Genomic DNA, 21,505 nt, shown 5'->3' with positions numbered 1-21,505 from the left:
TTGGGCGGTAGGCACATTCGATCGCTACGGCGAGCGTGGCCGCTCGCGCAGCGAGGGGTGATCGGGTAACGCCCGATGTAGCATTCACCGCTACTGCGTCAGTCGGTCGAGGACGGCTTCGTAACGCGGAATCATAGCCAGATTGGTGGGATGACTTCCGTCCCGGGTGAATCGCAGGAATATCAGCCCGTTCAGGTGGCCGCTGGGGAATGCGTTGGCGACCTTCGTTGCCTGGGTGGTGTCATCGAACTGATATACCGAAAACTGGTCTGTGGTGATGAGTTGTACGCAGCCCCAGTTGTTCTTGCGTAGCTGGGCTGTCGTGTCGCGAGGGTTCAGGACAGAGAGCCCTTCGGCTGCGATCGCATCAACGACTGCTCTGGCGGTGAGCGCGACTGCTGTGCCGGTTGTCGGAGCGACCGATGACTTGGTAGCCGAGCTGGCAGTGATCGCCGTGGTTGTCGTAGGCGCAACGGAGGTCGCTGACACAGCGGGTTCAGGCTTGTCGGCCGTTGAACCTCATCCCGCCACCGCGAGTACGGTAGCGACGGCTATGCAGCCAGTGAATGCTCGCATGATTCCCCTGGTCTGCTGGGGCCTTTGTCGCACCCTGTCGCGGGCCGGGGCGCTTACCGCTTGGCTGTGAGTTGCCTTCTATCCCAAAATCTTTCGTGTTGAGTCGATCAGTACGAAATGGATCCATCGTTCGCCGGGCCCACTGCGCTCTACTCGGGAATTTTAGCTCGGTTCGTGTGAGCACTCCGCCGTTGCCAGCGGGTGAGATTCGCCGGTCATCGCGGCGATGGCTTGAGCCAATTCTTGGAGGGTGGGGCGGATATAGGTGATGGTTGCACCGACTCGGGATGAGATGTCTGCGTGGCCGGCGAAGGCGTGGGCGATGGCGAAGCCGAGGTTCCGTTCGAGCCAAGTGAGCGTGGTGTGGCGGAGCCAATGTGCAGTTATCTGCTGACGATTGACCCACGGGAGGTATCGGCCGATGCGATCCCAGATGTGGTCGTAGTGGCGGCCGGTGACTGGTCGGCCGTCGCGATAGCGGAAGACCGGCGCAGTGCCGTTTGCATCGGTCGGTGCTCGCTGTGTGACGAGTTGGGTGAGGCCTCGCATGAGAGTGGGGGAGACGGGCAGCCAGTGAACGGTTTCGCCCTTTTGGCGAAGTCGAACGCAGCAGAGCTCTTCGTCGCGAGGTCTTCGGTTCGTAGTGCGAGAGCTGCGCCGCGGCGGGATGCGGTTTCGATATGGAATCGGAGGAGGAGTGAGTCGAGTTGTGGGTCGTCGCCTGTGGTGGCTGCAACCTCGAGGATCTGGGTTAGTTGGTTATGAGGGATCGCGTGGCGGGGGCTGGATAGTCGGCGCGGTTTGTAGACTCGGGCGGCGGGGTTGTCGGCTGCGGTGATGATCTGGTCGCGTTCGGCGTGTTTGTAGATGCACCGTATGGCGGAGATCATCGTTTCGGCGGCACCGCGGCCGTTGCGGGTGTTTCGACGGATGACTGCCTGCGCGCGGGCGTCCTGGGCGAGCCTGTCGATCTCTAGTGGTGAGGGTTCGGTGAGTGGTCGATCGGACCAACAGCGGAGGATCTTGCGCCAGTAGGGTCTGTAGGCGCGGACGGTTGTTGCAGGGAGCGAACCCCTCAAGCTGCTCAATGTATTCGCGGAAGGTCGGAGGATCCATCACAGTGTCGAGAAGTTGATCAGGAGTTACTCCGAGTTGGGCCAGTAGCCTGTGAGCGGTTCGGATGGATTCCTGGTCGGTCATGGCGCCACCGGCGGTGCGACTACAGGGAGTTCGGCCAGGAGCATTCTGGCGAGTGCTTGGGGGGTGTAGGCGAAGAGTGCGTGGTGTGCCGTCGACGCAGCGAGTAGAACCCGATCACGATCGTGAATGCCGCACCGATGACAAACGGTTGCCGGCAGGTAGACGTGGCCGCCTTGGGTAATGGTGTCTGGTCCATCAGGGGCGGTGCGAACGATGAGGACATCGTCGTTATGAACTTCAACCGAAATTGCTTGTCCTGGAGCCCATCCCAGAATTTGGCTGGGGAGTCGTGAACCGAGCCTGTTGCGGTAGATCGTGGTGACTGTGAATCGGAGATGATCTAAACTGGGCACGTCGAGGGGGTGTAGGGTCGGCACTGGCTTGATCCGCTGGGGGACCGAGAAGTTGGCGTTAGCGGCAGGTAAGGGGGCTTCGTTGGTGCCCCCAGTTCTGACGTAAGTTTCGGATCCGGGGTCTGATGAGGTCCGCATTGCCCGAAGTGCAGTCATTCGCGTTGGGGGTATTCGGAATAGTGGATACATGAGCACCTCCCGGTTATTCGTCGACCCGTCAGTGAATTGGTCGGAGGCAGGATTGGGTGAATTCGGAATCCCCTCGTTGGCGAGTGCGACGGACCGCACGGGCCAGTCATCGGATTAGCAAGTATCTGTTCCGATTTGGAGGAAGGGGCCGAGTTCGGCCTGCAGTTGGCCTCCGTGACGGTAACAATCCGTCGGTTCCGAGTTCTTACTCCGAAACCGGCGTCGGACCATCAGGAAGGCGACGGAACCATCATCGGAAGGGCGACACCGAGCCTCATGGGGATGCCAGCCGCTGTTGACGGTCCTAAGGCCGGTTTTCGGATGTCTGGTCGTTGAAACGGCCACCAGCAAGACGCAAATGATCGAAGACCCGTTGGCTGGCGCTACGTCCGGCTCCGCTGGTGCGGTTACCGGGAAACCCCGACAAATGAGGGTGCTCTAGCAGGGTAAGCCTCGCGCGCCGGTTTGGGCAACTGTCTGGCATCGTCGGTGGGGTAGAGGCCATTGCCTGGCATCAGAATGGCTGCCGATGTGTGCAGCACTCTTAGACAACCGTTCGATCTGCGCCGAGGAGCCGCTGGCCGCACCTGTTGCCACGGCGTGCCCGGCGGCGGACAGCTGGTTGAGACGGACGTGCCGTGTCGCCTGGCCCGTATCTAAGACTTGAGTCCGAGCACTGGCAAGCACAGCGGCGTTGTCTTTCTGGTGCCTACGCCTGGCGGTCGCTGCTCGATCAGGGAACGATCAACGCCGCAGGAAGTGACTTCCCGGTCTCCTCACACCGTCCATTCGACGGCATACACGCCGCTGTGACCCGGACGGACCGCGACGGGCAGCCCGTCGGCGGCTGGCACCACGAGCAGGCGATGACCGTCACTGAAGCGCTGCGCGCATACACCCTCGACGCCGCCTACGCCTCTCATCAGGAACGAATCCTGGGATCCATTGAGCCGGGCAAACAGGCCGACCTCTTGCTGGTCGATCAGGACCCGTTCTCACCGCAGAAGTCCTTGTGGCAGACCGAAGTGCTTCAGACCTGGGTACGCGGCAGATGCATCGGTGAATACGGCCAACTCTGAAAGCTGAAACACGATGGCGTGTTACGAGGGCGGAACGCTACCGCCCGAGAGACATTGCGTCGCAGTGGCTGCACGGGAGGCGGGTGGCGGATCGGTGGTGGGTGTCAGGCGAGCCGGTGGTGTAGTTGTTCGGGGTAGTCGTTGTAGGCGGCGGCGACTTCGTCGAGGTATACCAGTGTCGGGAAGTCGAGGACGGGTTGGTGTTCGACGAGGAAGGCCGCGGTGTGTTGTACGACGCGGTGTTCGTCGGCGGGGGTGAATCCGAGGTCGGCGAGGACGTCGAGGGCAACGATGATCTCGCATTCGGCGGTGTCGCCGTGTTCGTCTGTGATGCGGACACGGTATTCGTGATCGACGATGGGGTCGATGGTGATGGTTGGGGTCATCGCGTTACTCCGTCCGTGAGGCTGCGGCGTCGGTGAGCGGCATGGTGGGGTCGGCGAGTCTTGCGGTGTCGATCGGGGTGCGCTGGCGGATCAGTTGTGTGATCGGGTCGGTGACGTCCCAGACGTTGACGTTCATTGCGGCCAGCACCCGCTGCTCACGCACCCAGAACGCGATGAACCGCAGCTGGTCGGGATTGCCGCGAATGACGACTTGGCTGGTGGCGCCGGGTGGGGAGTAGCCGGTGTACTCCATGCTCAGCTCGAATTGGTCGGTGTAGAAATAGGGCAGCCGGTCGTAGCGGGCGGGGCGGTCGAGGATCGAGGCGGCGGCAGTGGCGGGCTGGTGCAGTGCGTTGGCCCAGTGCTCGACGCGGATACGGGTACCCAGCAGGGGGTGCTCGGCGCGGGCGATGTCACCGACGGCGTAGATGTGCGGGTCGCTGCTACGCAGAGAGGAGTCGGTGAGAACTCCATCGTCGACGGCGAGTCCGGCCTGTTCGGCGAGGCTGGTGTCGGGGACAGCGCCGGCGGCGATGAGGACGGCGTCGGCGTCGACGTGGGTTCCGTCGTCGAGTCGTAGCCCGGACGCGGCGCCATCGCGGGTGGTGATTTCGGTGGCGTTGCGGTGCAGACGCAGATCCACGCCGTGGCTGCGGTGCAGGTCAGCGAAGATCTGCGCGATTTGCGGGCCGAGGATGTGGACCAACGGCAGGGGTGCGCGGACGACGACGCTGGCCTCGACCCCGGCGGCGCGGGCGGCGGCGGCGACCTCGAGCCCGATCCAGCCGCCACCGACAATCGCGATCTGTGCCGCTGTGGACAGGGTGTCGCGAAGCTGGTCGCTGTCATCGACGCTGCGCAGATACCGCACCCCTTGGGCGTCGGCGCCGGGCAGTGGCAGTCGGCGCGGGGTGGCGCCGGTGGCGAGCACGAGCCGGTCATAGGCGATTCGCCCGCCGTCGGCGAGGACGACCTGGTGGGTGGCGCGGTCGATCGCGCTCACGCAGGTGTCGGTGCGCAGGTCGATGTGGTGGCGGGCGTAGTAGCCGGGTTCGTGGACGTCGAGGCTGCCGCGATCGACCTTGCGCTGCAAGTAGTCCTTGGACAGCGGCGGCCGCTCGTAGGGGCGGTGGGCTTCGTTGCCGATGAGCGTGATTTTCCCGTCGAAGCTGTTCTCACGCAACGCTTGTGCGGTTTTGGCGCCGGCCAGACCGGCGCCGACGATCACGATCTCGTTGGGAGTGGTCATTGCTGCTCGCCGTCTTGTTCCTGTGGTGCTGGTGGGGCGGTGAGACTGCGGGCGAGGTCGGTGCCGAGCCGGTCCCAGCTGGCGTCGAACTTGGCGACACCGTCGGTTTCCAGAGTGGTCATGACATCGTCGTAGTCGACGCCGAGCCCGGCCAGCTCGTCGAGAACCTGGCGGGCTTGCCGGTAGCTGCCGTGGATGCTGTCGCGGGGCGCCGGGCCGTGGTCGGCGACGGCGTGCAGGGTGGATTCGGGCATCGTGTTGACCACCCCGGGCGCGACGAGCTCGATAACGTAGCGGGTGTCGTCGTAGGCCGGGTCTTTCACCCCGGTCGAGGCCCACAACGGGCGCTGTGGCCGTGCCCCCGCCCGGGCCAGCACCCGCCACCGGTCGCTGTCGACGAATCGTTCGTAGAGCCGGTAGGCCAGCCTGGTGTTGGCGATCGCCGCGCGGCCGCGTAGCGCGGCGGCCTGTGCGGTGCCGAGCTTGTCCAAGCGCTGATCGACCTCGGTGTCGACCCGGGACACGAACAGTGACGCCACCGAATGGATCGCGCTGATGTCTTTACCGTTCGCCAGGGCCTGTTCCAGCCCGGTGGCGAAGGCGTCGAGCACATCTCGGTAGCGGGCCAGCGAGAAGATCAGCGTGACGTTGATGTCGATACCCTCGGCCAGGCACGCCGTGATCGCCGGTAAGCCCTGCTTGGCAGCGGGGATCTTGACGAAAAGGTTCGGCCGGTCCACCAGCCACCACAGGGCGCGGGCTTCAGCGATAGTGCGATCGGTGTCGTGGGCGATGCGCGGGTCGACCTCGATCGACACCCGACCATCCACACCGGCGGTGCCGTCGTAGACCGGGCGCAGCACATCGCAGGCCCAGCGCACATCGTGGGTGGTCAGCTCCCGCAATGCGGTGGCGACATCGACCTGGCGGCGCGCGAGATCGCGGATCTGCTCGGTATAGCAGTCGCTGCCGGTGATCGCCTTGGCGAAGATCGTAGGATTGGTGGTCACCCCCACCACATGCCGGTCATGGACCAGGCGTTGCAGGCTGCCGTCGGTCAAGCGCGCGCGGCTGAGGTCGTCGAGCCATATCGAGACCCCCGCCTCGGTGAGCGCGGTCAATGAGTCGCTCATATTTCCTCATCTCTGTTCAGTGGGTCGCCCTCTGTTGAACGGCCGGTGTCGTGGTTGCCAGAGCGCGCTGCAGAACGTCGCGGAGCATGGCGCCGGTCAGGGTGCCGGTGGATACGTTGCGCTGGCTGGGGTGGTAGCAGCCGTAGAGGTGCAGCTCGCGTCGAGTTGCCTGGTTGGTGAGCAGGATGTGGCGGCCGTGACCGAAAGTGGGGCGTGGTCTCGGTAGTGCCCAGCCAGCCTCGGCGAGCACCGGAAGCAGGGTGCGCCAGGAGAATCCGCCGAGCGCCACGATCGCGGACAGGGGGGGTTGCAGAAGCTGGAGTTCGCGGGCCAGCCACGGTCGGCAGGTGTCGCGTTCGATGGTGGTGGGCTGGTTGTCGGGCGGGGCACAGTGCACGGGGACGGTAATGCGTACTCCGTGCAGGGTCAGGCCGTCGCCGCGGTGTGTGGCGGTGGGCTGGGACGCGGCCCCGATGGCGTGCAGGGTTGCGTAGAGCAGGTCACCGGAGGGGTCGCCGGTGAAAATACGACCGGTGCGGTTTCCGCCATGTGCCGCGGGCGCGAGGCCGATGATGGCGAGGGTGGCATCGGCGGGCCCGAAGCCGGGTACCGGTTTGGCCCAGTAGTCCCAGTCGCGGAAGGCACTGCGTTTGGTGGCGGCGACGCGTTCGCGCCAGGTGACCAGGCGCGGACAGGCCCGGCACCGGGTCAGCAGGTCGTCCAACTCGGCTGTCGTAGCGGCGCGGGCGGCCTGGCTGCGCGGGAAGTCACGAGCGTTCGGGTTCGCCGCGGATGCCGCAGGGCCAGCGGGTTTCATCGCGCTTTCTTCTCGAGCCAGTGCGCCAGCACCGCCGCCTGGCTGTGGTCGACATCCTTGGTGGCGGTCAACAACGTCACATCTCCGCGAGCAGCGATCTGTTCGAGGCGATCAACGGCCGCGCGGTACCCCGGTTCTTTCAGCTCGGCCAGATACCGGCGGCGGAATTCGGCGAATCGTTCCGGTTCGTGGTTGTACCACCGCCGCAGCTCGGTCGATGGTGCGATATCGCGCAGCCATTCGGTCAGATCGAGGCGGTCTTTGCGCATTCCGCGCGGCCAGACTCGATCGACCAGCACCCGCGCACCATCGGACGGCGAGACCTCGTCGTAAACCCTGTGATAGGTGATGTGGCTACTCATATCTGCTTACCTCCTGACCTGTCATGACAGCAGCGGCTGCGCTGCCATTGCGATGTGCCGGGCTCAGATACCCGGCGGCGGCGAAGGTCGCGGTGTGTCGGGCCGCGTCGCGCGCGGTACGTGTGGGTGGGTTCCGGCCGGGTGGTGGTGTCGGTGAGGACGCGTCGCGGTCGTCGTAGTGATCTGCTGGTGGTTCCACGCACGGTCGAGGTAGTCCAGGACAAGCCCGGCGCTGTCGACCGTGGTGAAATAGCCTCGCTGCCAGGGCTGTTCACTATGGCCAGTGCTGGATTCACATGCCTCACCGGAACTGATCATCGATGACCTCGCGTGGCAGTTGCTGGGGAGTCGGATGTGTGATCAACACGCGAATACCGTCCGGGTCGACACCGTCGACAAATGTGATTCCGTTGCGGGTGTAGGTGTAGGTGGAGGGGTAGTGGATGCGCAGGCGCTGTTCCATCCGACGCAATTCCGTCTCACTGTCGGCCGACCAGACAATTTGCTCGACACCCACGCCACGCATCCCAGATGCAGCATGATGTTGGGCCAGGCACAGATACAACTGGAAACCCGAAGGCGACAAAATCAGCGCGGCGTCCGACTCACGGATCGCCCCGGAACACTCGAATACGTCGCGGTAGAAGCGCATCGAACGATCCAGGTCCGATACACGAAGCACACAAGATGTCACCGTCACCGAAGCCATCCGAAACCACCCTTCACGAACCCGGTTCGATTCCCACGGGGACAATGAGCTCACTGTCGTCGGTCAAGCGCGCGCGGCTGAGGGCGTCGAGCCGAATCGACACCTCCGCCTCGGTGAGTGCGGTCAATGGATCGGGCACAATGAACTCCCTTCTCGTGATGGGCAATCCTCGGCTTCGAGTGTCTTGCACACCGAATCACTGGGTGGGCGGGATCGTAGGGGGGTATGAGAACGGGGTGTTGACGGAAAGGGGTTGCGGTGGAGAAGTTTTCGTTGGAGGCGATCGCGCGTGAGCAGCTCGAGCGGGCACGGTCGGTGTCGGCGCGGCGCAGTGCGACCACGGTCTACGGCGGGCACGAGCATCGGCTGCGCCAGACCGTGATCGCACTGGTCGAGGGTGCGTCGCTGGGTGAGCACGAGAACTCCGACGAGGCGACGCTGCAGGTGCTGCGCGGACGGGTACGCCTGCACGCCGCGCCCACCGTCTGGGAGGGCCGCACCGGTGATCTGATCGTGGTCCCGCCCGTCCGGCACAGTCTCGAGGCCGTCGAGGACAGCGTGGTGCTGCTGACCGTAGCCAAGTGAGCTGGCCCGGCAGGTCGCGGTGACGGGCTCGTGGTTCACCATGGTCCTGCCCACTCCGGGTACCCGGGGCCGGGGATGTGGTTGCACCGACAGGTACCGCGGGGCCGCAACCGCGTCGGTCTTGTTGATCTGGCGCAGCATCGTCACATCACATACCGGCTCGGTCATCCCAGGTCCTGCTGAGGATCGGTTTCGGCACCGGCAGTACTGGGCCCGCTGGCGGCTGGGGCGGCGGCGAGGACCGGTGTGGGGTGGTGGTTGCGCCGCGCTGCACCCCACCCGACGTGGGATTCGGTGCGCATGCGTTCGACCATGTGCGGGTAGTGCAGCTCGAACGCCGGGCGTTCGGAGCGGATGCGGGGCAGTTCGTAGAAGTTGTGCCGCGGCGGCGGGCAGGTGGTCGCCCATTCCAGGGAGTTGCCGTAGCCCCACGGGTCGTCCACGGTGACGACCTCGCCGTAGCGGTAGCTTTTGAACACATTCCACACGAACGTGATCATCGAGAACCCGAGGATGAACGAGCCGATGGTGGCGATGGTGTTGAGCGTGGTGAATCCGTCGCTGGGCAGGTAGTCGGCGTAGCGGCGCGGCATGCCCTCGGCGCCGAGCCAATGCTGCACCAGGAACGTGGCGTGGAAGCCGAGGAACGTGGTCCAGAAGTGGAGTTTGCCGAGGCGTTCGTCGAGGAAGCGGCCGGTGAATTTGGGGAACCAGAAGTAGATGCCGCCGAAGGTGGCGAACACGATCGTGCCGAACAGCACATAGTGGAAATGCGCCACGATGAAATAGCTGTCGGTGATGTGGAAGTCCAGCGGCGGGCTGGCCAGAATCACTCCGGACAGGCCACCGAACAAGAAGGTGATGATGAACCCCAAAGCCCACAGCATGGGTGTTTCGAACGTCAACTGCCCTTTCCACATGGTGCCGATCCAGTTGAAGAACTTCACTCCGGTCGGTACCGCGATCAGAAATGACATGAGGGAGAAGAACGGGAGCAGCACCGCGCCGGTGGCGAACATGTGGTGCGCCCACACCGCAGTCGACAGTGCCGCGATGGCGACCGTCGCATAGACCATATTGGTGTAGCCGAAGACTGGTTTGCGGCTGAACACCGGGATGATCTCGGTGATGATCCCGAAGAACGGTATCGCGACGATGTAGACCTCGGGGTGACCGAAGAACCAGAACAGGTGTTGATACAGGATCGGGCCGCCGTTGGCCGCGTCGTAGATGTGCCCACCCAGGTGTCGGTCCACCTCGAGGCCCATCATCGCGGCGGTCAGGATCGGAAACGCCCCGAGGACAAGCACGCTGGTGATGAAGATATTCCAGGTGAAAATCGGCATCCGGAACAGGGTCATGCCTGGGGCGCGCAGACAGACGACAGTGGTGATCATGTTGACCGCCCCCAGGATGGTGCCCACACCGGAGACCGCGACGCCCATGATCCACAGATCGGCACCGACGCCGGGGGAATGCAGGACATCGCTCAACGGGATGTAGGCCGTCCACCCGAAATCCGCGGCGCCACCGGGAGTGATGAACCCGGCGGTAGCGATGCTGGCACCGAACAGATATAGCCAGTAGCTCAACGCGTTCAACCGTGGGAACGCCACGTCGGGGGCACCGATCTGCAGCGGCAGCACACAATTGGCGAAGCCGAACACGATCGGGGTCGCATAGAACAACAGCATGATCGTGCCGTGCATGGTGAACAGCTGGTTGTACTGCTCGTTGGACAGGAACTGCAGACCGGGGCGCGCGAGTTCGGTGCGCATGAGCAGCGCCATCAGCCCGCCGATCAGGAAGAACGACATCGCGGTGAATACGTACATGACCCCGAGCAGTTTCGGGTCGGTGGTGGTGAGGATCTTCCAGATCGCCGCCCCCTTGGGCCCCATCCGCGCGGGGAACGGGCGCAGCGCCTCGACCCGGGTCACAGCAGGTGCAGCCACAGAATCCTCCTCGACAAACCCATCTCGACGACAAGCACGGCCGGTGCTGGCCAGTCAGGGACGACGTGTCCGGGAACTATCTGGTCGGCCTCCCGAGGCGCGCGGCGGTTGTGCCGGACATCGCTGCGGGGTGCGTCACCGTAGCCCTTAGTTTATCCGAAGATTCGTTGTATAAATAGGGTATGGCGTATGTGATCGGTGAACCGTGTGTGGATGTGATGGACCGCGGTTGTGTCCAGGAGTGCCCGGTGGATTGCATCTATGAGGGCGCCCGGGCCCTCTACATCCACCCCGACGAGTGCGTCGACTGCGGGGCGTGTGTGCCGGTATGCCCGGTCGAGGCGATCTACTACGAAGACGATCTGCCCGCCGAGCTCGAGGCGTACCGCGAGGACAACGCCGCGTTCTTCTTCCAGCCCCTGCCCGCCCACGAGGATCGGATCGGTTCTCCTGGGGGTGCTACGAAACTCGGTCCGCTCGGGGTAGACGCCCCACTGGTGGCCGGGTTGCCGAAACGGAGTATCCGATCATGACCACACCACCGACACCTCCGGAAACCTCGCCTGCTGGGCGCGGCACTGGTCGCCGCGCCGACGTTCTGGCGAGCTTGCGGGCATCGCCGGTGCCGTTGAGCATTCTCGAACTGGCCGCGCAGCTGGATCTGCACCCGAATACGGTGCGCTTCCACCTCGATGCGCTGGTATCGGCCGGGCAGGCCGAACGCGTCCAGTCCGACCGGAGCGGGCCGGGGCGTCCTCCGCAAATGTTTCGCGCCTACCCGGGCATGGACCCAGCCGGGCCGCGCAACTACCGGGTGCTCGCGGAGATCCTCACCGCCCAGCTCGCCACCGAACCTGACCCCGCCGCCCACGCGAGCCGCGCGGGCCGAGGCTGGGGACGCCAGCTGATAAAGCCCGCGCCCTCAGCTGGTGTGGTGCCATCGGCGGCACAAGCGGTCGGGACCCTGGTGGAGGTGCTCGACCACCTGGACTTCGCCCCGCACTTCGACGAGGCCGCCGAACCGACTCGAATCCGGTTGCGGCACTGCCCATTCCTGGACATGACCGGCGGGCCGCCGGGATCGGCCGGGGTGCGCCCCGATCTGGTGTGCGCGGTGCATCTGGGCCTGATGCAGGGCGTGCTGGAGTCCCAGCATGCGCCGGTGACTGTCGATCGGCTCGAGCCGTTCGCCGAACCGGATCTGTGCCTGGCCCACCTGAGGGCCACCGGCGCACGCTCGGCTACCACAACAGCGACAGGAACCACGCCATGAGCACCGCCGGGGCCGTGATCACCGCGGTCGTGTTCGTCTGGCTCGGCATGGTCGTGGCGATCTCGTTTGTGGAAGCGCCGCTGAAATTCCGGGCACCCGGTGTCAGCGTGGCGATCGGGCTCGGTATCGGCCGCCTGGTCTTCCGTGCCCTCAACAGTGTCGAAATCCTGCTCGCGGGCGTCGTGGTGGCCGCTCTGGTCATCGACCCGCCCGCTCGCGCATCTGTTGTCGCGGTCGCGGTGGCCGTGGCGATGCTGCTGGCTCAGCTGGTGTTCGTGCGGCCGCGACTGACCCGGCGCAGCAACGCCGTTCTGGCTGGGGACGACGCGCCTCGCTCCCACGCCCACTACGCCTACGTGGGACTGGAAACCGTGAAGGTCGCCGCGCTGCTCACCGGCGGCATTGTCGTGCTGGCCGGGGCGGTCGGCTGACCCGCTACCCGCCGAACACCCGTATGACGTGACAACACACGGTGAGACCATTGACCACCCCGATAAGGAGAGTGCCCAGATGAACGATCCGGTCTATCCCGTCGCGACGCGCGAACTCGCCGAGCAGCGCCGCCGCTTGGCTCCCGAGATCCATGCCGCGTTCGACGAATTCAGTAATCGCGTGTTCGCACCCGGCGCGCTGCCCACCAAGACCAAGCAGCTCATCGCGGTCGCGGTCGCCCACGCCACCCAGTGTCCGTACTGCATCGCCGGGCACACCACACTGGCCCGACGCCAGGCCGGCGACGACGAGATCATGGAGGCGATCTGGGTCGCAGCCGAGATGCGCGCCGGTGCCGCCTTCGCTCACTCCACCATCGCGCTGCACACCCTCGACACCCATTCCGCGCACTCGCAGCCGACACCCACGCCGGGCACCGACCGCTGACACGACCCACTGCGATGACCGAGCAAATCCAGCCGCGCCGCGGGCAGCGCGAACACACCCGCACCCCGGTGATCGTCGTCGGGTTCGACGCCTCCCTGCCCGCCGAGCACGCCTTGGCCTACGCCGCCGGAGTCGCGTGCCGCCTGCACGCCACGCTGGATGTCACCCACGTCAACCGAGTCGCCACAGGCGCCTCGTTGGCCGGTCTGGCCCCCGGTATCGTCACTGTCACCGAACTCGCCGACGACGACGCTCGCGTCGCCCACGCCGCGGCTGCGGCCGCGGCGATCCTGGATGGACTCGCCGTGTCATGGACGTTCATCAGTCGCACCGGGGATCCCGCCGTCGAGCTGGCTCGCCTGGCCCAGGAGCATGGCGCCGACATCGTGGTCGTCGGCCAGTCGAGCCAGTGGTGGCATCGCCTGGCCGGATCGGTGCCGGTCCGGCTCACCCGCCGGTCGGGCTGCCCCGTCACCGTCGTGCCGTAACAAACCACCTCGCACGCCGCAGGGCCAGCAACATCCACTGCACCTGTGTCAGCGGTCGCCGATCGGATCCAGCACGAGCCCCTGTCGGCGCTGGTGCACCGTGAGATACCGCAACCCGTCCGGTCCTGCGGTGAAGGCCCGTTGCGATCGGCGCGGCAACCACACCAGCACCCCAGGGGCGAGGTCGAGCTCGCCGGTCTCGGTGTTCAGCGTGCCCGAACCGGCCAGCACGTGCACCAGCACATCCGCATCCGGGCCCCGGTGGGTGTCGATCCGACCCTGCGGGGCGAGCCGGATGATGTTGGAGTCCAGATCCCGGTGCCGCATCGGCAGCGTCCATACCGCACCCGTGGTCGCGGGTTGCCCAGGATCGGCGGTAGCGGTGTCGGTGAGGATCCGCGGCAACGGCGTCGAGGCGGTCTTGGCGATCCGCACCCGCCACACCCGTGGCCCGTCCTCGACCACCTCCCACCCATAACCGCCCGGGTACTCGACCTCGAACTCCTCGCGAAGATGCCGCGGATAATGGTTGTTCACCAGCACAAACGACTCTGTGACCGCCAGCGCGTCGAATCGCACGAAGATCGCCGGATGTTTGTCGGGCTTGCGAATCTCGCGCACATCCAACTCCGCAGCCAGCTCCGCCTCGGACATCGTCCACCTCCACGAATAGATAAATACAATCTAGTCTTGTAAAAATAGACTGGAGGGGTCCTCGCGCGCAGCCCTTCCTCCGATGAGATCGGTCACGGCGCGGCACCGCTCGCCTGATGGCACCGCCGGGCCAGCTCGAACGCAGCGAGTCATCTACCTGCGCGCGGTAGCCCCGCGGGTCAGGATTCTGGGCGGTCGATGACGACGCAGCAATGACCGGGGCGGGGGGCAAGATGGGCCATGCTGGGGTCGTGTGCGGCGTCGATCATGCCGGTGATCAGCGACAGATTGAGTCCGCAGACCAGGTCGCGATGCCGACAGGCGAGCCGGTGGAACGGGCAGTTGCGCAGTTCGATGCGAGCGCCGTCGCGGTGGGGCTGATAGCCGCACGAGCGCAAAGCGGCCAGCAGCTGCTCGGCGGTGTCACCGCCACCGGACTCGGCCTCCTGGGCCGCAGTGCGACCGGCTTCGCGGGCCGCACTCGCGAGTGCGGCCCCGACGGCGCCGTCGGGCTCGCTGGAGACCGCGTCGGCCAGTAGCCGCGCGAGCAACTCGTAGTCACGGAGCGGCACGCTGGCGGTGACCTCCTGTTCGGCCCGGCGGTACAGCTTGGCCGGGCGCCCCGCTCCGGGCCCGCCGCGTCCCGCCGGGCGCGCGTAGTCCGCGGCCAGGAGCCCATGCTCGATCAGTTTGTCCAAGTGATAGGCCGCGGTGGCACGCGCGATCCCGGTCGCCTCGCCGACCTGGTCACGCGAGACCGGCACACCGTAGTTGCGCACGAACTCATACAGGCGTCGGCGCAGCGGATCAGCCAGTGCGCCGATCTGGTCCACCGCGTCCATCGGCGATCCAGGGTTGTCGATCATGAACTCGATTCTATCGCAAAACTATCTTGACTAAATCACCGCAGGGTGCGAATCTAAAATCAGGATTTCTTCTCGATACAGGAGGTGGTGACCATGACCGTCGCGTCCCAACACGCACCCGCGGTCGGACAGTTCAGTGAGGCGTTGCACCGGATCCGCACCGACCCGGCCTACGGCGCGTACGCGCTGCTACGCGCGGGTTTCATCGTGTTGCCGGTGTGGTTCGGCATCGACAAGTTCACCGGTGTGCTGACCAACTGGGATCAGTATCTGGCGCCGTGGATCGCGGACCTGAGCCCGCTGACCGTGCACCAGAGCATGTTCGTGGTCGGGGTGATCGAGATCGTCGCGGGGGTCGCGGTGGCGATCAAACCGCGCTACGCCGCCTACATCGTCGCGGCCTGGCTGGCAGGCATCGTGATCAACCTCGTCAGCTACCCCGGCTACTACGACATCGCCCTGCGCGACGTGGGATTGCTGTTCGCCGCACTCACTCTCGCCCGCCTGGCCTCGGTCTACGATCCCCCCTGGCGTCGTCGCCGAACCGGCGTCACCGGCTGATCTCCGTCGACTCCCGCCCATAGGACCTCGGGCCCCGCACTCAGCAGTGCGGGGCCCGTACTGCTGCCGCTGCCGCTGCGGTGGTCGTGGCGGATCTGCATGTGGGGCAACCGATCGCGATGGGCGTCGCCGCTCGAATTCGCACCCCGGCCGAGCACGTCCCGGCTGCCACCGGGCATCCCGGGCACTTGGCACAGCCGGTCGGCCGCTACGTGAAACTCGTTGAAACTGGGCGTCTTCGGTCCGCAAGGTCAACTCCTGGGATGTGACGCTCCTCCTATTCTTACAAGCCATCGTTGTATAAAATAAGTTGTGTGAGGTTCGCCGAGCCGTAGGGGCTGTAGCACGCACCAGCGCAGCGCAGTCCACCGTCTTCGGCCGGAACCAGCCCGGGCGACTCCACAAGCAGGATTCATTATCAGATGACCCCGAGGAGAGCGCGATGACTGCCGCGACCCTGCCCCCGCCCGCCGCCCACCGGCCCGCCGAGAACCGGCCCCCTACGGTCAGCGCGATCACCCGAATCCAGAACGCGGTATGCGCGCTACCCGCTCCGACGCTGCCACACGACAGCGTCGCCGCCACCACCGTGAACGATCTCGCCACCATCGACATCATCGACGCGCACACCCTCGCCGTCGTCGCCCGCCGCGACCGACACATTCAGCCGATCGCGACGATGATCACCCACCACCTGGCCGGGGTCAGCGTCACCGTCATCCACAGCGCCATCACCGTCACCATCGACTGACCGATCCCGCCGCGACCAGCCACCGCCTGGCAGGCCGAAGCCGCCGATCTGATCGGCTTGTCCGCCATGGGGTTTCACCTGTGCCGCTGCCAGCACCGGGGCCGCGAATGCTGGCCGGCTCGACTGGCTGTGCAGCGATCCGTGAGCCACTTACCGGTGAACCCCGACACCGGTTGTCATCGGAAGCTGTTGGTACAGGTAGCTTTTGACATCACCGACGCGGTTGTGGTGCAAGACCTTCGGTACTGTCCACAATCCGGGGACCCACGAGTCGATCGTGCCGCCGCGTTACGCGAAGGTGGAGCTGTCTGCCGCGATCCGGCGCGAGTCGCGGTTTCGAAGCTCTCAGACTTGGATCGACGTTCCTTCGTTGCCGGGTCCTGCCAACGCAGTCGCGCCCGGAAAGGCTTGCCGCCCCTTTTGGTTTGGAGGGTTTCGATATCGGGGGTCAGTTTGATCCCGATGGGGGTTTCGACGGCGCCACTCATCGCGTGGCACCCCCTTCGATGCCAGCCGGGACGTTGCGCGGTCGGAGACTCCTCACGCCACCGGCTTGATGTGGCGCGCCTCCAGGTAGGCCTCCAGATCGCTCTCTGGATACTTGGCCACACGTTCGGAGATCCGAACGAATCCTGGCCCCTCGACCGGTGTTCCGCGTCGCCATCGTCGCAATGTCGACGCGTCCACACCCAGGATCCGAGAAACCTGCCCCGTCGTGTACATCCGCTGCTCGAGCAGTGACAGAGGTTCGTGATCCGACTCGGCCATGGCATACCCCCTCGCATGATCGGGCAGGGCACCGAGAGCCGAAGACACCGATAGTCTTGGGCGAATGTCCACGCCGATCGACGCTGGATACCAGTTCTCCCGCAGACATCCGGCCGCGGACAGATCGGCCGAATGGAATGGGATCGACCACCCTCAGCGAGATCACGAGGTGGTCGGCTGGCGCTGCATCCGCCTCCGCTTCCGCGGTTACCGGGAAGCACCCACAAACAGGGCGCTCTAGCAGGGTATGCCGACGCCGAGAACCCTCGCAACCATCCGGCATCCATCCGGTGTTGCTCGCGGGCGAAGGCGCATCTCGAACGGGACCACAACTTGGTCCAAGACCCCGTGACCGCCCGTTAGACCCGTTGACTACGTCTCTACCTGCAAGGACCGTTGGACCCGGGGCTAGCGCCCTGGTCCAAGATTGGTCCATAGAACCAACGAGGTCAGAGGCGGAAACCGCCTCTGACCTGGTCGGGCTGACAGGATTTGAACCTGCGACCACCTGACCCCCAGTCAGGTGCGCTACCAAGCTGCGCCACAGCCCGTTCCGCGCCCATTGCTGGGCGCTCGAAGAGATTACCTCAGGTGAGCCCAGGGGAGCGAATCGCCTGGTGAGCGGCGTGGCGGAGGGGGCGGCGGGTGGCGTGAAACCTGGTCGGGCGCAGGGGGTGTGACGGGGGTCCGATGGTGGGGGTCGATTGGTGGCGGGCAGTGGGGGCATTCTCGACTGTACGAAAGTGCCGGGCCCTCGGGTGCCGGCGGAACCGAAGGAGACGGCGAGTATGAGTCGGGAGCGGCGACTGGTCGAGGCGTTTGTGCAGCTGGCGGACTCGCTGGTGGAGGACTACGACCCGGTGGACGTGGTGCAGGAGCTGTTGGATCGCGCCGTCGACCTGCTACCCGTCGATACCGCCGCGGTGTTGCTGGCGGGTCAGGATGGTGAGCTGAAGGTGCTGGCGTCGACGAGTGAGGCGACACGCTGGTTGGAGTTGCTGCAGATTCAGGCGCAGGATGGGCCGTGTGTGCAGTCGTATCGCCATGGCGAGCGGGTGATCGTCGAGGATCTCGAGGAGGCGCGCGACCGGTGGCCCGCGTTCGCCAAACAGGCTCTGCTGGACGGTTTTCAGTCGGTGTACGCGCTGCCGCTGCGGCTGCGCATGGACCGAGTCGGCGCGCTGAATCTGTTCAGTGCCGGCGCGGAGCAGCTGACCGAGGATGCTCTGCATATCGGGCAGGCGCTGGCCGATATCGCGAGCATCGCCATCCTGCAGGCGAGGTTGCTCGCCGACCACAAGACGGTCAACGGGCAATTGGAGTTGGCGTTGCAGAGTCGCGTTGTCATCGAGCAGGCCAAGGGCATGCTGGCCGCGCACGGCGATCTCGATCCTGAGGCCGCGTTCGACGCGCTGCGCGGCTACGCCCGCCGTACGCGAGGGCGGTTACCGGATCTTGCTCGTGCCGTGGTAGACCGCACCATCGACGCGAGCAAGATTCTCGACCGTTGAGTTCACATGCGTTCGTGCACGGTCAGTAGCAGGTGGTCGAACCGGGTGCGGAGTTCGACCATCGGCCCGTCCAGCGTGGTGACCTCGGACACGAGTTGGGCGGCCAGCGCGCGCAGCTTGGCGCCGGTCTCCTGGGAGCGCCAGATGAGCACCCGGAACGCCTGCTCGGCCGTGATGCCGTAGATGAGCATCAGCGCGCCTTTGGCCTGCTCGATCTCGGCCCGCGTGGAGTACAGCTCGGGTAGCGCGCCGTCGAGGGTTTGCCTGCGGTCCTCTTCGAGCGCGTTGGTGATGTCGACGTAATACCCTGACGTGCCGATGACGGTACCGTTGTCGTCGGTCATGTCGTCGCCGACGACCAGGACGTGACGCACGCACCCTTTGGTGTCGATGATCCGGTGGCGGCTGCAGAAGGGTTCGCCTGTCTCGACCGTGCGGGCGATGGTGTTCGCCACCTGCTCTCGATCCTCGGGATGCTTGTGTGACAGCAGCAATTCGGTGGACGGCTGGACCGCGCCCGGCTGGTAACCGTGGATGAGCGCGACCTCGTCGGACCATTCCCAGCGCTGATCGGCCAGCCAGAAGCGAAAGGTGCCCGCGCTTTGCACCTGGCCCGCGCCGAGCACCTCCTCGACGGGTCGAGCCGTCTCGGTCCCGATGGCACCGACGAGTAGTGCGTTCGAAGTTTCGCCCCCGTGTGCGACGTCCGGAACATCAGCAGACTGATCCAACGACCTGCCCCTCTCCACCTAAGACCGATGTCGGTATCGAATTCGGTCGGCTGACGGGGTCTGGGGCAGCGCGTTCCGGTCGACAACAGTACCTGGGCGCACCGACAGTTCTTCGGCGAGGCAGGTTGGGGGATAGGAAGGGAGGTGACCTGGCGGAATGTCGGAGTCAGACGTATCAGTGGGCCGTGCGCGCAACGTCGGAAATCGGGCTACCGGGTCCAGGCGGCGGGAGAGCTGTCGGCCCGCTGGGTCGAGCGAGGTTGTCGCACAGCGACTCTCCGGTCACACGCGCCGGGCGACCGTCAGCACGTCCGGCACGAACGGGGCAGGGAGCGGCCTGTGCACCGCACGCTGCTCGGTGATCCGGAATCCGGCCGCCTCGACGAGCGACCGCATCGCATCGGGTGACGGGAAGTGCGCGACATTTTGCAGCGACGTCGGCTGCAACAACTGCGCGAACCGGTGGCGCGGATTGATCAGCACGATCGCGAGTAGTCCACCGGGGGAGAGGATCCGGTGAAACTCCGCCAGCGCCGCCGGATGGTCGAAGAAGTGAAAGGCGTGCGTCGAGACGACGGCATCGACCGCCGCGTCGGGCAGCCCAAGATCCTCGGCCCGGCGGTTGACCCAATTCACCGAACTGGAGCGGGCTTTCGCCTGCCGCAACATGCCGACAGAGGCGTCGCAGCCGTACACCGAGTCGGGCTTCAGGTCTTGTTGAATGCGAGACGCGAGAATCCCTGTGCCGCAACCGACATCGGCAATCCGGCGAATATCATGCTGCCGCAGCTGTCCGATGATCTCGTCCTGCGGTGGCCGGTAGGCGACCCGCTGCATCAGGGGGATGTTGTACACCCTGGCCAGTCGATTCCAACCATGGGTGACGAGGCTGTTGAAGGTGCGGGTCGGTGCGTGCGACATGGCGGCTGACATCGGTGTCCCCTTCGGTGCGACTGACCTCAGACTAAACCGTCTGAGACAATTTAGGCAGCCTCGGCGGCGGTGGCACTCAACGGTTTCGCGATGTCCTCGAGCGAACGACCCTCCGCCTTCACCCCATACGCCAACTCGACCAGTCCGGCGGCGAACATCGCGGCGGCCCCGATGGCGAAGGCCAGCGCGGTCTTGCCCAGGTCGCCGTCGGCGGCCAGTTTCGAGAACACCAGCGGCCCGGTCACGCCACCCGCCACGGTCCCGATGGCATAGAAGAACGCGATGGCCATGGCGCGCGTCTCCATCGGAAAGATCTCGCTTACCGTGAGATACGCCGCGCTGGCGCCACACGAGGCGACGAACAGCACCGCGGTCCAGCACGCGGTGAGCGTCACCGCGGACAACACCCCGGCCGCGAAAAGCCAAGCGGTGCCGAACAAGAGCACCGCGGAGCCGATGTAGCAGCCCGCGATCATCGGCTTGCGCCCTACCGTGTCGAACAGCTTGCCGAGCAGCAGCGGCCCGAGGAAGTTGCCGAAACAGATTACGGCGAAGTAATACCCGACCCGATCGTCGGCCACGTGGAACGACTTCGACAGGATGAGCGCGTAATTGAAGGTGATGGCGTTGTACAGAAACGCCTGCCCGATGAACAGCGAGAGGCCGAGCACGCCGCGCTTCGGATACCGCTTCACCATTACCTCGGCGATCTCGCGGAAGCTGATGGTGCGCCGCTGGTGAATCTCGATCCGCTGATCCGACACATCCTCTAGCTCGCGTCCGGTGTCGGCGCGGACCTGCTTTTCGATGTCGGCGACGGTTTCCTCGGCCCCGTCCTCGCGCTCATGAATGAACATCCACCGCGGACTTTCCGGTACGTGACGACGGACCACCAGAATGATCAGCCCGAACACGGCACCGAGCGCAAAGGTCAAGCGCCAGCCGATGTTCGCCGGGAACAGGTTGGTGTTGAGCGCCACGATCGACAGCAACGAACCGCCGACCGCGCCGAGCCAGAACGTCCCGTTGATGACAATGTCGATGCGCCCCCGATACTTCCGCGGGATGAGCTCATCGATGGCGGAGTTGATCGCCGCGTATTCACCGCCGATGCCGAATCCGGTGAGGAAGCGGAACAGGATGAACCACCACATCGAAAACGACAGTGCCGTCATGGCTGTCGCGAACAGATACACCGCGAGCGTGATGAGGAACAGCTTCTTGCGGCCGAATCTATCGGTGAGCCAACCGAAGAACAGCGCGCCGCAGCCTGCCCCGGCGACATACATCGCCGCGGCGAGCCCGGAAACCTGTGCGGCGGTGATGGCTATGCCGCTACCAGGTTCAGAAAGCCGACTCGCCACGCTGCCGACGACGGTGACCTCGAGGCCGTCGAGGATCCAGACGGATCCGAGCCCGATCACCACCATCCAATGCCAGCGCGACCACGGCAACCGATCCAGCCGCGCCGGAATATCGGTCGATATCGTCTTCACA

The 21,505-nt window shown here is 65.3% G+C and carries 26 protein-coding genes and 1 tRNA gene; 10 read left to right on the top strand and 17 right to left on the bottom strand.

Going from position 1 to position 21,505, the window contains the following annotated elements; all coding sequences use genetic code 11:
• Window positions 1–90: 90 nt before the first annotated feature.
• Both ACIBCN_RS39665 and ACIBCN_RS39660 read right to left on the bottom strand, forming a co-directional pair.
• Window positions 91–489 carry a hypothetical protein gene (locus ACIBCN_RS39665; protein ID WP_396997391.1) on the bottom strand — a complete coding sequence of 133 codons (399 nt, stop codon included), beginning with the start codon at window positions 487–489 and terminating at the stop codon, window positions 91–93.
• Between the two features lie 249 nt (window positions 490–738).
• A complete protein-coding gene (locus ACIBCN_RS39660) occupies window positions 739–1,245 on the bottom strand; it encodes a tyrosine-type recombinase/integrase (protein ID WP_396997406.1) in 507 nt (168 codons plus the stop codon).
• 1,711 nt (window positions 1,246–2,956) lie between these two features.
• Here ACIBCN_RS39660 and ACIBCN_RS39655 point away from each other — a divergent pair.
• The gene (locus ACIBCN_RS39655; protein WP_396997390.1) at window positions 2,957–3,397 is read left to right on the top strand and encodes an amidohydrolase family protein; all 441 of its coding nucleotides are present in this window, start codon (window positions 2,957–2,959) and stop codon (window positions 3,395–3,397) included.
• A 104-nt stretch (window positions 3,398–3,501) separates the two neighbouring features.
• Here the strand turns inward: ACIBCN_RS39655 and ACIBCN_RS39650 are convergent, their stop codons facing one another.
• From ACIBCN_RS39650 to ACIBCN_RS39620, 7 genes are all read right to left on the bottom strand, one after another.
• Complete coding sequence (locus ACIBCN_RS39650; RefSeq protein ID WP_396997389.1) at window positions 3,502–3,783, bottom strand: hypothetical protein; 282 nt, start codon at window positions 3,781–3,783, stop codon at window positions 3,502–3,504.
• A 4-nt stretch (window positions 3,784–3,787) separates the two neighbouring features.
• A complete protein-coding gene (locus ACIBCN_RS39645) occupies window positions 3,788–5,032 on the bottom strand; it encodes an NAD(P)/FAD-dependent oxidoreductase (protein ID WP_396997387.1) in 1,245 nt (414 codons plus the stop codon).
• Entirely contained in the window at window positions 5,029–6,165 is a 1,137-nt protein-coding gene (tal, locus tag ACIBCN_RS39640; protein WP_396997386.1) for a transaldolase, read from the bottom strand. Before tal ends, ACIBCN_RS39645 begins: the two co-directional genes overlap by 4 nt.
• 16 nt (window positions 6,166–6,181) lie before the next feature.
• The gene (locus ACIBCN_RS39635; RefSeq protein ID WP_396997384.1) at window positions 6,182–6,982 is read right to left on the bottom strand and encodes a uracil-DNA glycosylase; all 801 of its coding nucleotides are present in this window, start codon (window positions 6,980–6,982) and stop codon (window positions 6,182–6,184) included.
• A complete protein-coding gene (locus ACIBCN_RS39630) occupies window positions 6,979–7,344 on the bottom strand; it encodes a DUF488 domain-containing protein (protein WP_396997382.1) in 366 nt (121 codons plus the stop codon). The genes ACIBCN_RS39635 and ACIBCN_RS39630 overlap by 4 nt, the downstream gene beginning before the upstream one ends.
• A gap of 301 nt (window positions 7,345–7,645) precedes the next feature.
• A complete protein-coding gene (locus ACIBCN_RS39625) occupies window positions 7,646–8,053 on the bottom strand; it encodes a VOC family protein (RefSeq protein WP_396997381.1) in 408 nt (135 codons plus the stop codon).
• Between the two features lie 13 nt (window positions 8,054–8,066).
• Window positions 8,067–8,192, bottom strand: coding sequence for a hypothetical protein (locus ACIBCN_RS39620; protein ID WP_396997379.1), 126 nt, complete (start codon window positions 8,190–8,192; stop codon window positions 8,067–8,069).
• Window positions 8,193–8,311: 119 nt separating this feature from the next.
• Between ACIBCN_RS39620 and ACIBCN_RS39615 the strand changes: the two genes are divergently transcribed.
• Window positions 8,312–8,638: a cupin domain-containing protein gene (locus tag ACIBCN_RS39615; RefSeq protein ID WP_396997378.1), complete on the top strand. Its 327-nt coding sequence runs from the start codon at window positions 8,312–8,314 to the stop codon at window positions 8,636–8,638.
• Between the two features lie 164 nt (window positions 8,639–8,802).
• Here the strand turns inward: ACIBCN_RS39615 and ctaD are convergent, their stop codons facing one another.
• On the bottom strand, window positions 8,803–10,539 hold the full coding sequence (gene ctaD, locus ACIBCN_RS39610) for a cytochrome c oxidase subunit I (protein ID WP_396997405.1): 1,737 nt from the start codon (window positions 10,537–10,539) through the stop codon (window positions 8,803–8,805).
• 236 nt (window positions 10,540–10,775) lie between these two features.
• On the opposite strand from ctaD, the gene fdxA reads away from it, so the two are divergent.
• From fdxA to ACIBCN_RS39585, 5 genes are all read left to right on the top strand, one after another.
• Window positions 10,776–11,126, top strand: coding sequence for a ferredoxin (fdxA, locus tag ACIBCN_RS39605; RefSeq protein WP_396997376.1), 351 nt, complete (start codon window positions 10,776–10,778; stop codon window positions 11,124–11,126).
• A complete protein-coding gene (locus tag ACIBCN_RS39600) occupies window positions 11,123–11,866 on the top strand; it encodes a helix-turn-helix transcriptional regulator (protein WP_396997375.1) in 744 nt (247 codons plus the stop codon). The genes fdxA and ACIBCN_RS39600 overlap by 4 nt, the downstream gene beginning before the upstream one ends.
• Entirely contained in the window at window positions 11,863–12,297 is a 435-nt protein-coding gene (locus ACIBCN_RS39595; RefSeq protein WP_396997373.1) for a hypothetical protein, read from the top strand. Before ACIBCN_RS39600 ends, ACIBCN_RS39595 begins: the two co-directional genes overlap by 4 nt.
• Before the next feature lie 79 nt (window positions 12,298–12,376).
• Window positions 12,377–12,745, top strand: coding sequence for a carboxymuconolactone decarboxylase family protein (locus ACIBCN_RS39590; RefSeq protein WP_396997371.1), 369 nt, complete (start codon window positions 12,377–12,379; stop codon window positions 12,743–12,745).
• Between the two features lie 14 nt (window positions 12,746–12,759).
• On the top strand, window positions 12,760–13,233 hold the full coding sequence (locus tag ACIBCN_RS39585) for a universal stress protein (RefSeq protein WP_396997370.1): 474 nt from the start codon (window positions 12,760–12,762) through the stop codon (window positions 13,231–13,233).
• Between the two features lie 48 nt (window positions 13,234–13,281).
• Here ACIBCN_RS39585 and ACIBCN_RS39580 read toward each other — a convergent pair whose 3' ends face one another.
• Together ACIBCN_RS39580 and ACIBCN_RS39575 are read right to left on the bottom strand one after the other, a co-directional pair.
• A complete protein-coding gene (locus tag ACIBCN_RS39580; protein WP_396997369.1) occupies window positions 13,282–13,887 on the bottom strand; it encodes a DUF2249 domain-containing protein in 606 nt (201 codons plus the stop codon).
• Window positions 13,888–14,066: 179 nt separating this feature from the next.
• Window positions 14,067–14,753: a helix-turn-helix transcriptional regulator gene (locus ACIBCN_RS39575; protein WP_396997367.1), complete on the bottom strand. Its 687-nt coding sequence runs from the start codon at window positions 14,751–14,753 to the stop codon at window positions 14,067–14,069.
• A 93-nt stretch (window positions 14,754–14,846) separates the two neighbouring features.
• Here ACIBCN_RS39575 and ACIBCN_RS39570 point away from each other — a divergent pair, with 93 nt between their 5' ends.
• Together ACIBCN_RS39570 and ACIBCN_RS39565 are read left to right on the top strand one after the other, a co-directional pair.
• Complete coding sequence (locus ACIBCN_RS39570; RefSeq protein WP_396997366.1) at window positions 14,847–15,314, top strand: hypothetical protein; 468 nt, start codon at window positions 14,847–14,849, stop codon at window positions 15,312–15,314.
• A 442-nt stretch (window positions 15,315–15,756) separates the two neighbouring features.
• Window positions 15,757–16,065 carry a hypothetical protein gene (locus ACIBCN_RS39565; protein ID WP_396997364.1) on the top strand — a complete coding sequence of 103 codons (309 nt, stop codon included), beginning with the start codon at window positions 15,757–15,759 and terminating at the stop codon, window positions 16,063–16,065.
• Between the two features lie 540 nt (window positions 16,066–16,605).
• Here ACIBCN_RS39565 and ACIBCN_RS39560 read toward each other — a convergent pair.
• The gene (locus ACIBCN_RS39560) at window positions 16,606–16,833 is read right to left on the bottom strand and encodes a helix-turn-helix transcriptional regulator (RefSeq protein WP_396997362.1); all 228 of its coding nucleotides are present in this window, start codon (window positions 16,831–16,833) and stop codon (window positions 16,606–16,608) included.
• Window positions 16,834–17,307: 474 nt separating this feature from the next.
• Window positions 17,308–17,384 (bottom strand) — tRNA-Pro (locus tag ACIBCN_RS39555).
• A 237-nt stretch (window positions 17,385–17,621) separates the two neighbouring features.
• On the opposite strand from ACIBCN_RS39555, the gene ACIBCN_RS39550 reads away from it, so the two are divergent.
• Window positions 17,622–18,344: a GAF and ANTAR domain-containing protein gene (locus tag ACIBCN_RS39550; protein WP_396997360.1), complete on the top strand. Its 723-nt coding sequence runs from the start codon at window positions 17,622–17,624 to the stop codon at window positions 18,342–18,344.
• 2 nt (window positions 18,345–18,346) lie between these two features.
• On the opposite strand, the gene ACIBCN_RS39545 is transcribed toward ACIBCN_RS39550, so the two are convergent.
• The 3 genes from ACIBCN_RS39545 to ACIBCN_RS39535 form a co-directional block, all read right to left on the bottom strand.
• Window positions 18,347–19,075, bottom strand: coding sequence for a PAS and ANTAR domain-containing protein (locus ACIBCN_RS39545; protein WP_396997359.1), 729 nt, complete (start codon window positions 19,073–19,075; stop codon window positions 18,347–18,349).
• Window positions 19,076–19,357: 282 nt separating this feature from the next.
• Window positions 19,358–20,008, bottom strand: a complete 651-nt coding sequence (locus ACIBCN_RS39540) for a class I SAM-dependent methyltransferase (protein WP_396997358.1) — start codon at window positions 20,006–20,008, stop codon at window positions 19,358–19,360.
• 50 nt (window positions 20,009–20,058) lie between these two features.
• Window positions 20,059–21,504, bottom strand: a complete 1,446-nt coding sequence (locus ACIBCN_RS39535; RefSeq protein ID WP_396997357.1) for an MFS transporter — start codon at window positions 21,502–21,504, stop codon at window positions 20,059–20,061.
• Window position 21,505: the final 1 nt, after the last annotated feature.

This window comes from Nocardia sp. NPDC051052 (assembly GCF_044456045.1).
Classification (GTDB): Bacteria; Actinomycetota; Actinomycetes; order Mycobacteriales; family Mycobacteriaceae; genus Nocardia.
This window is presented reverse-complemented; position numbering and strand designations above follow the sequence as displayed.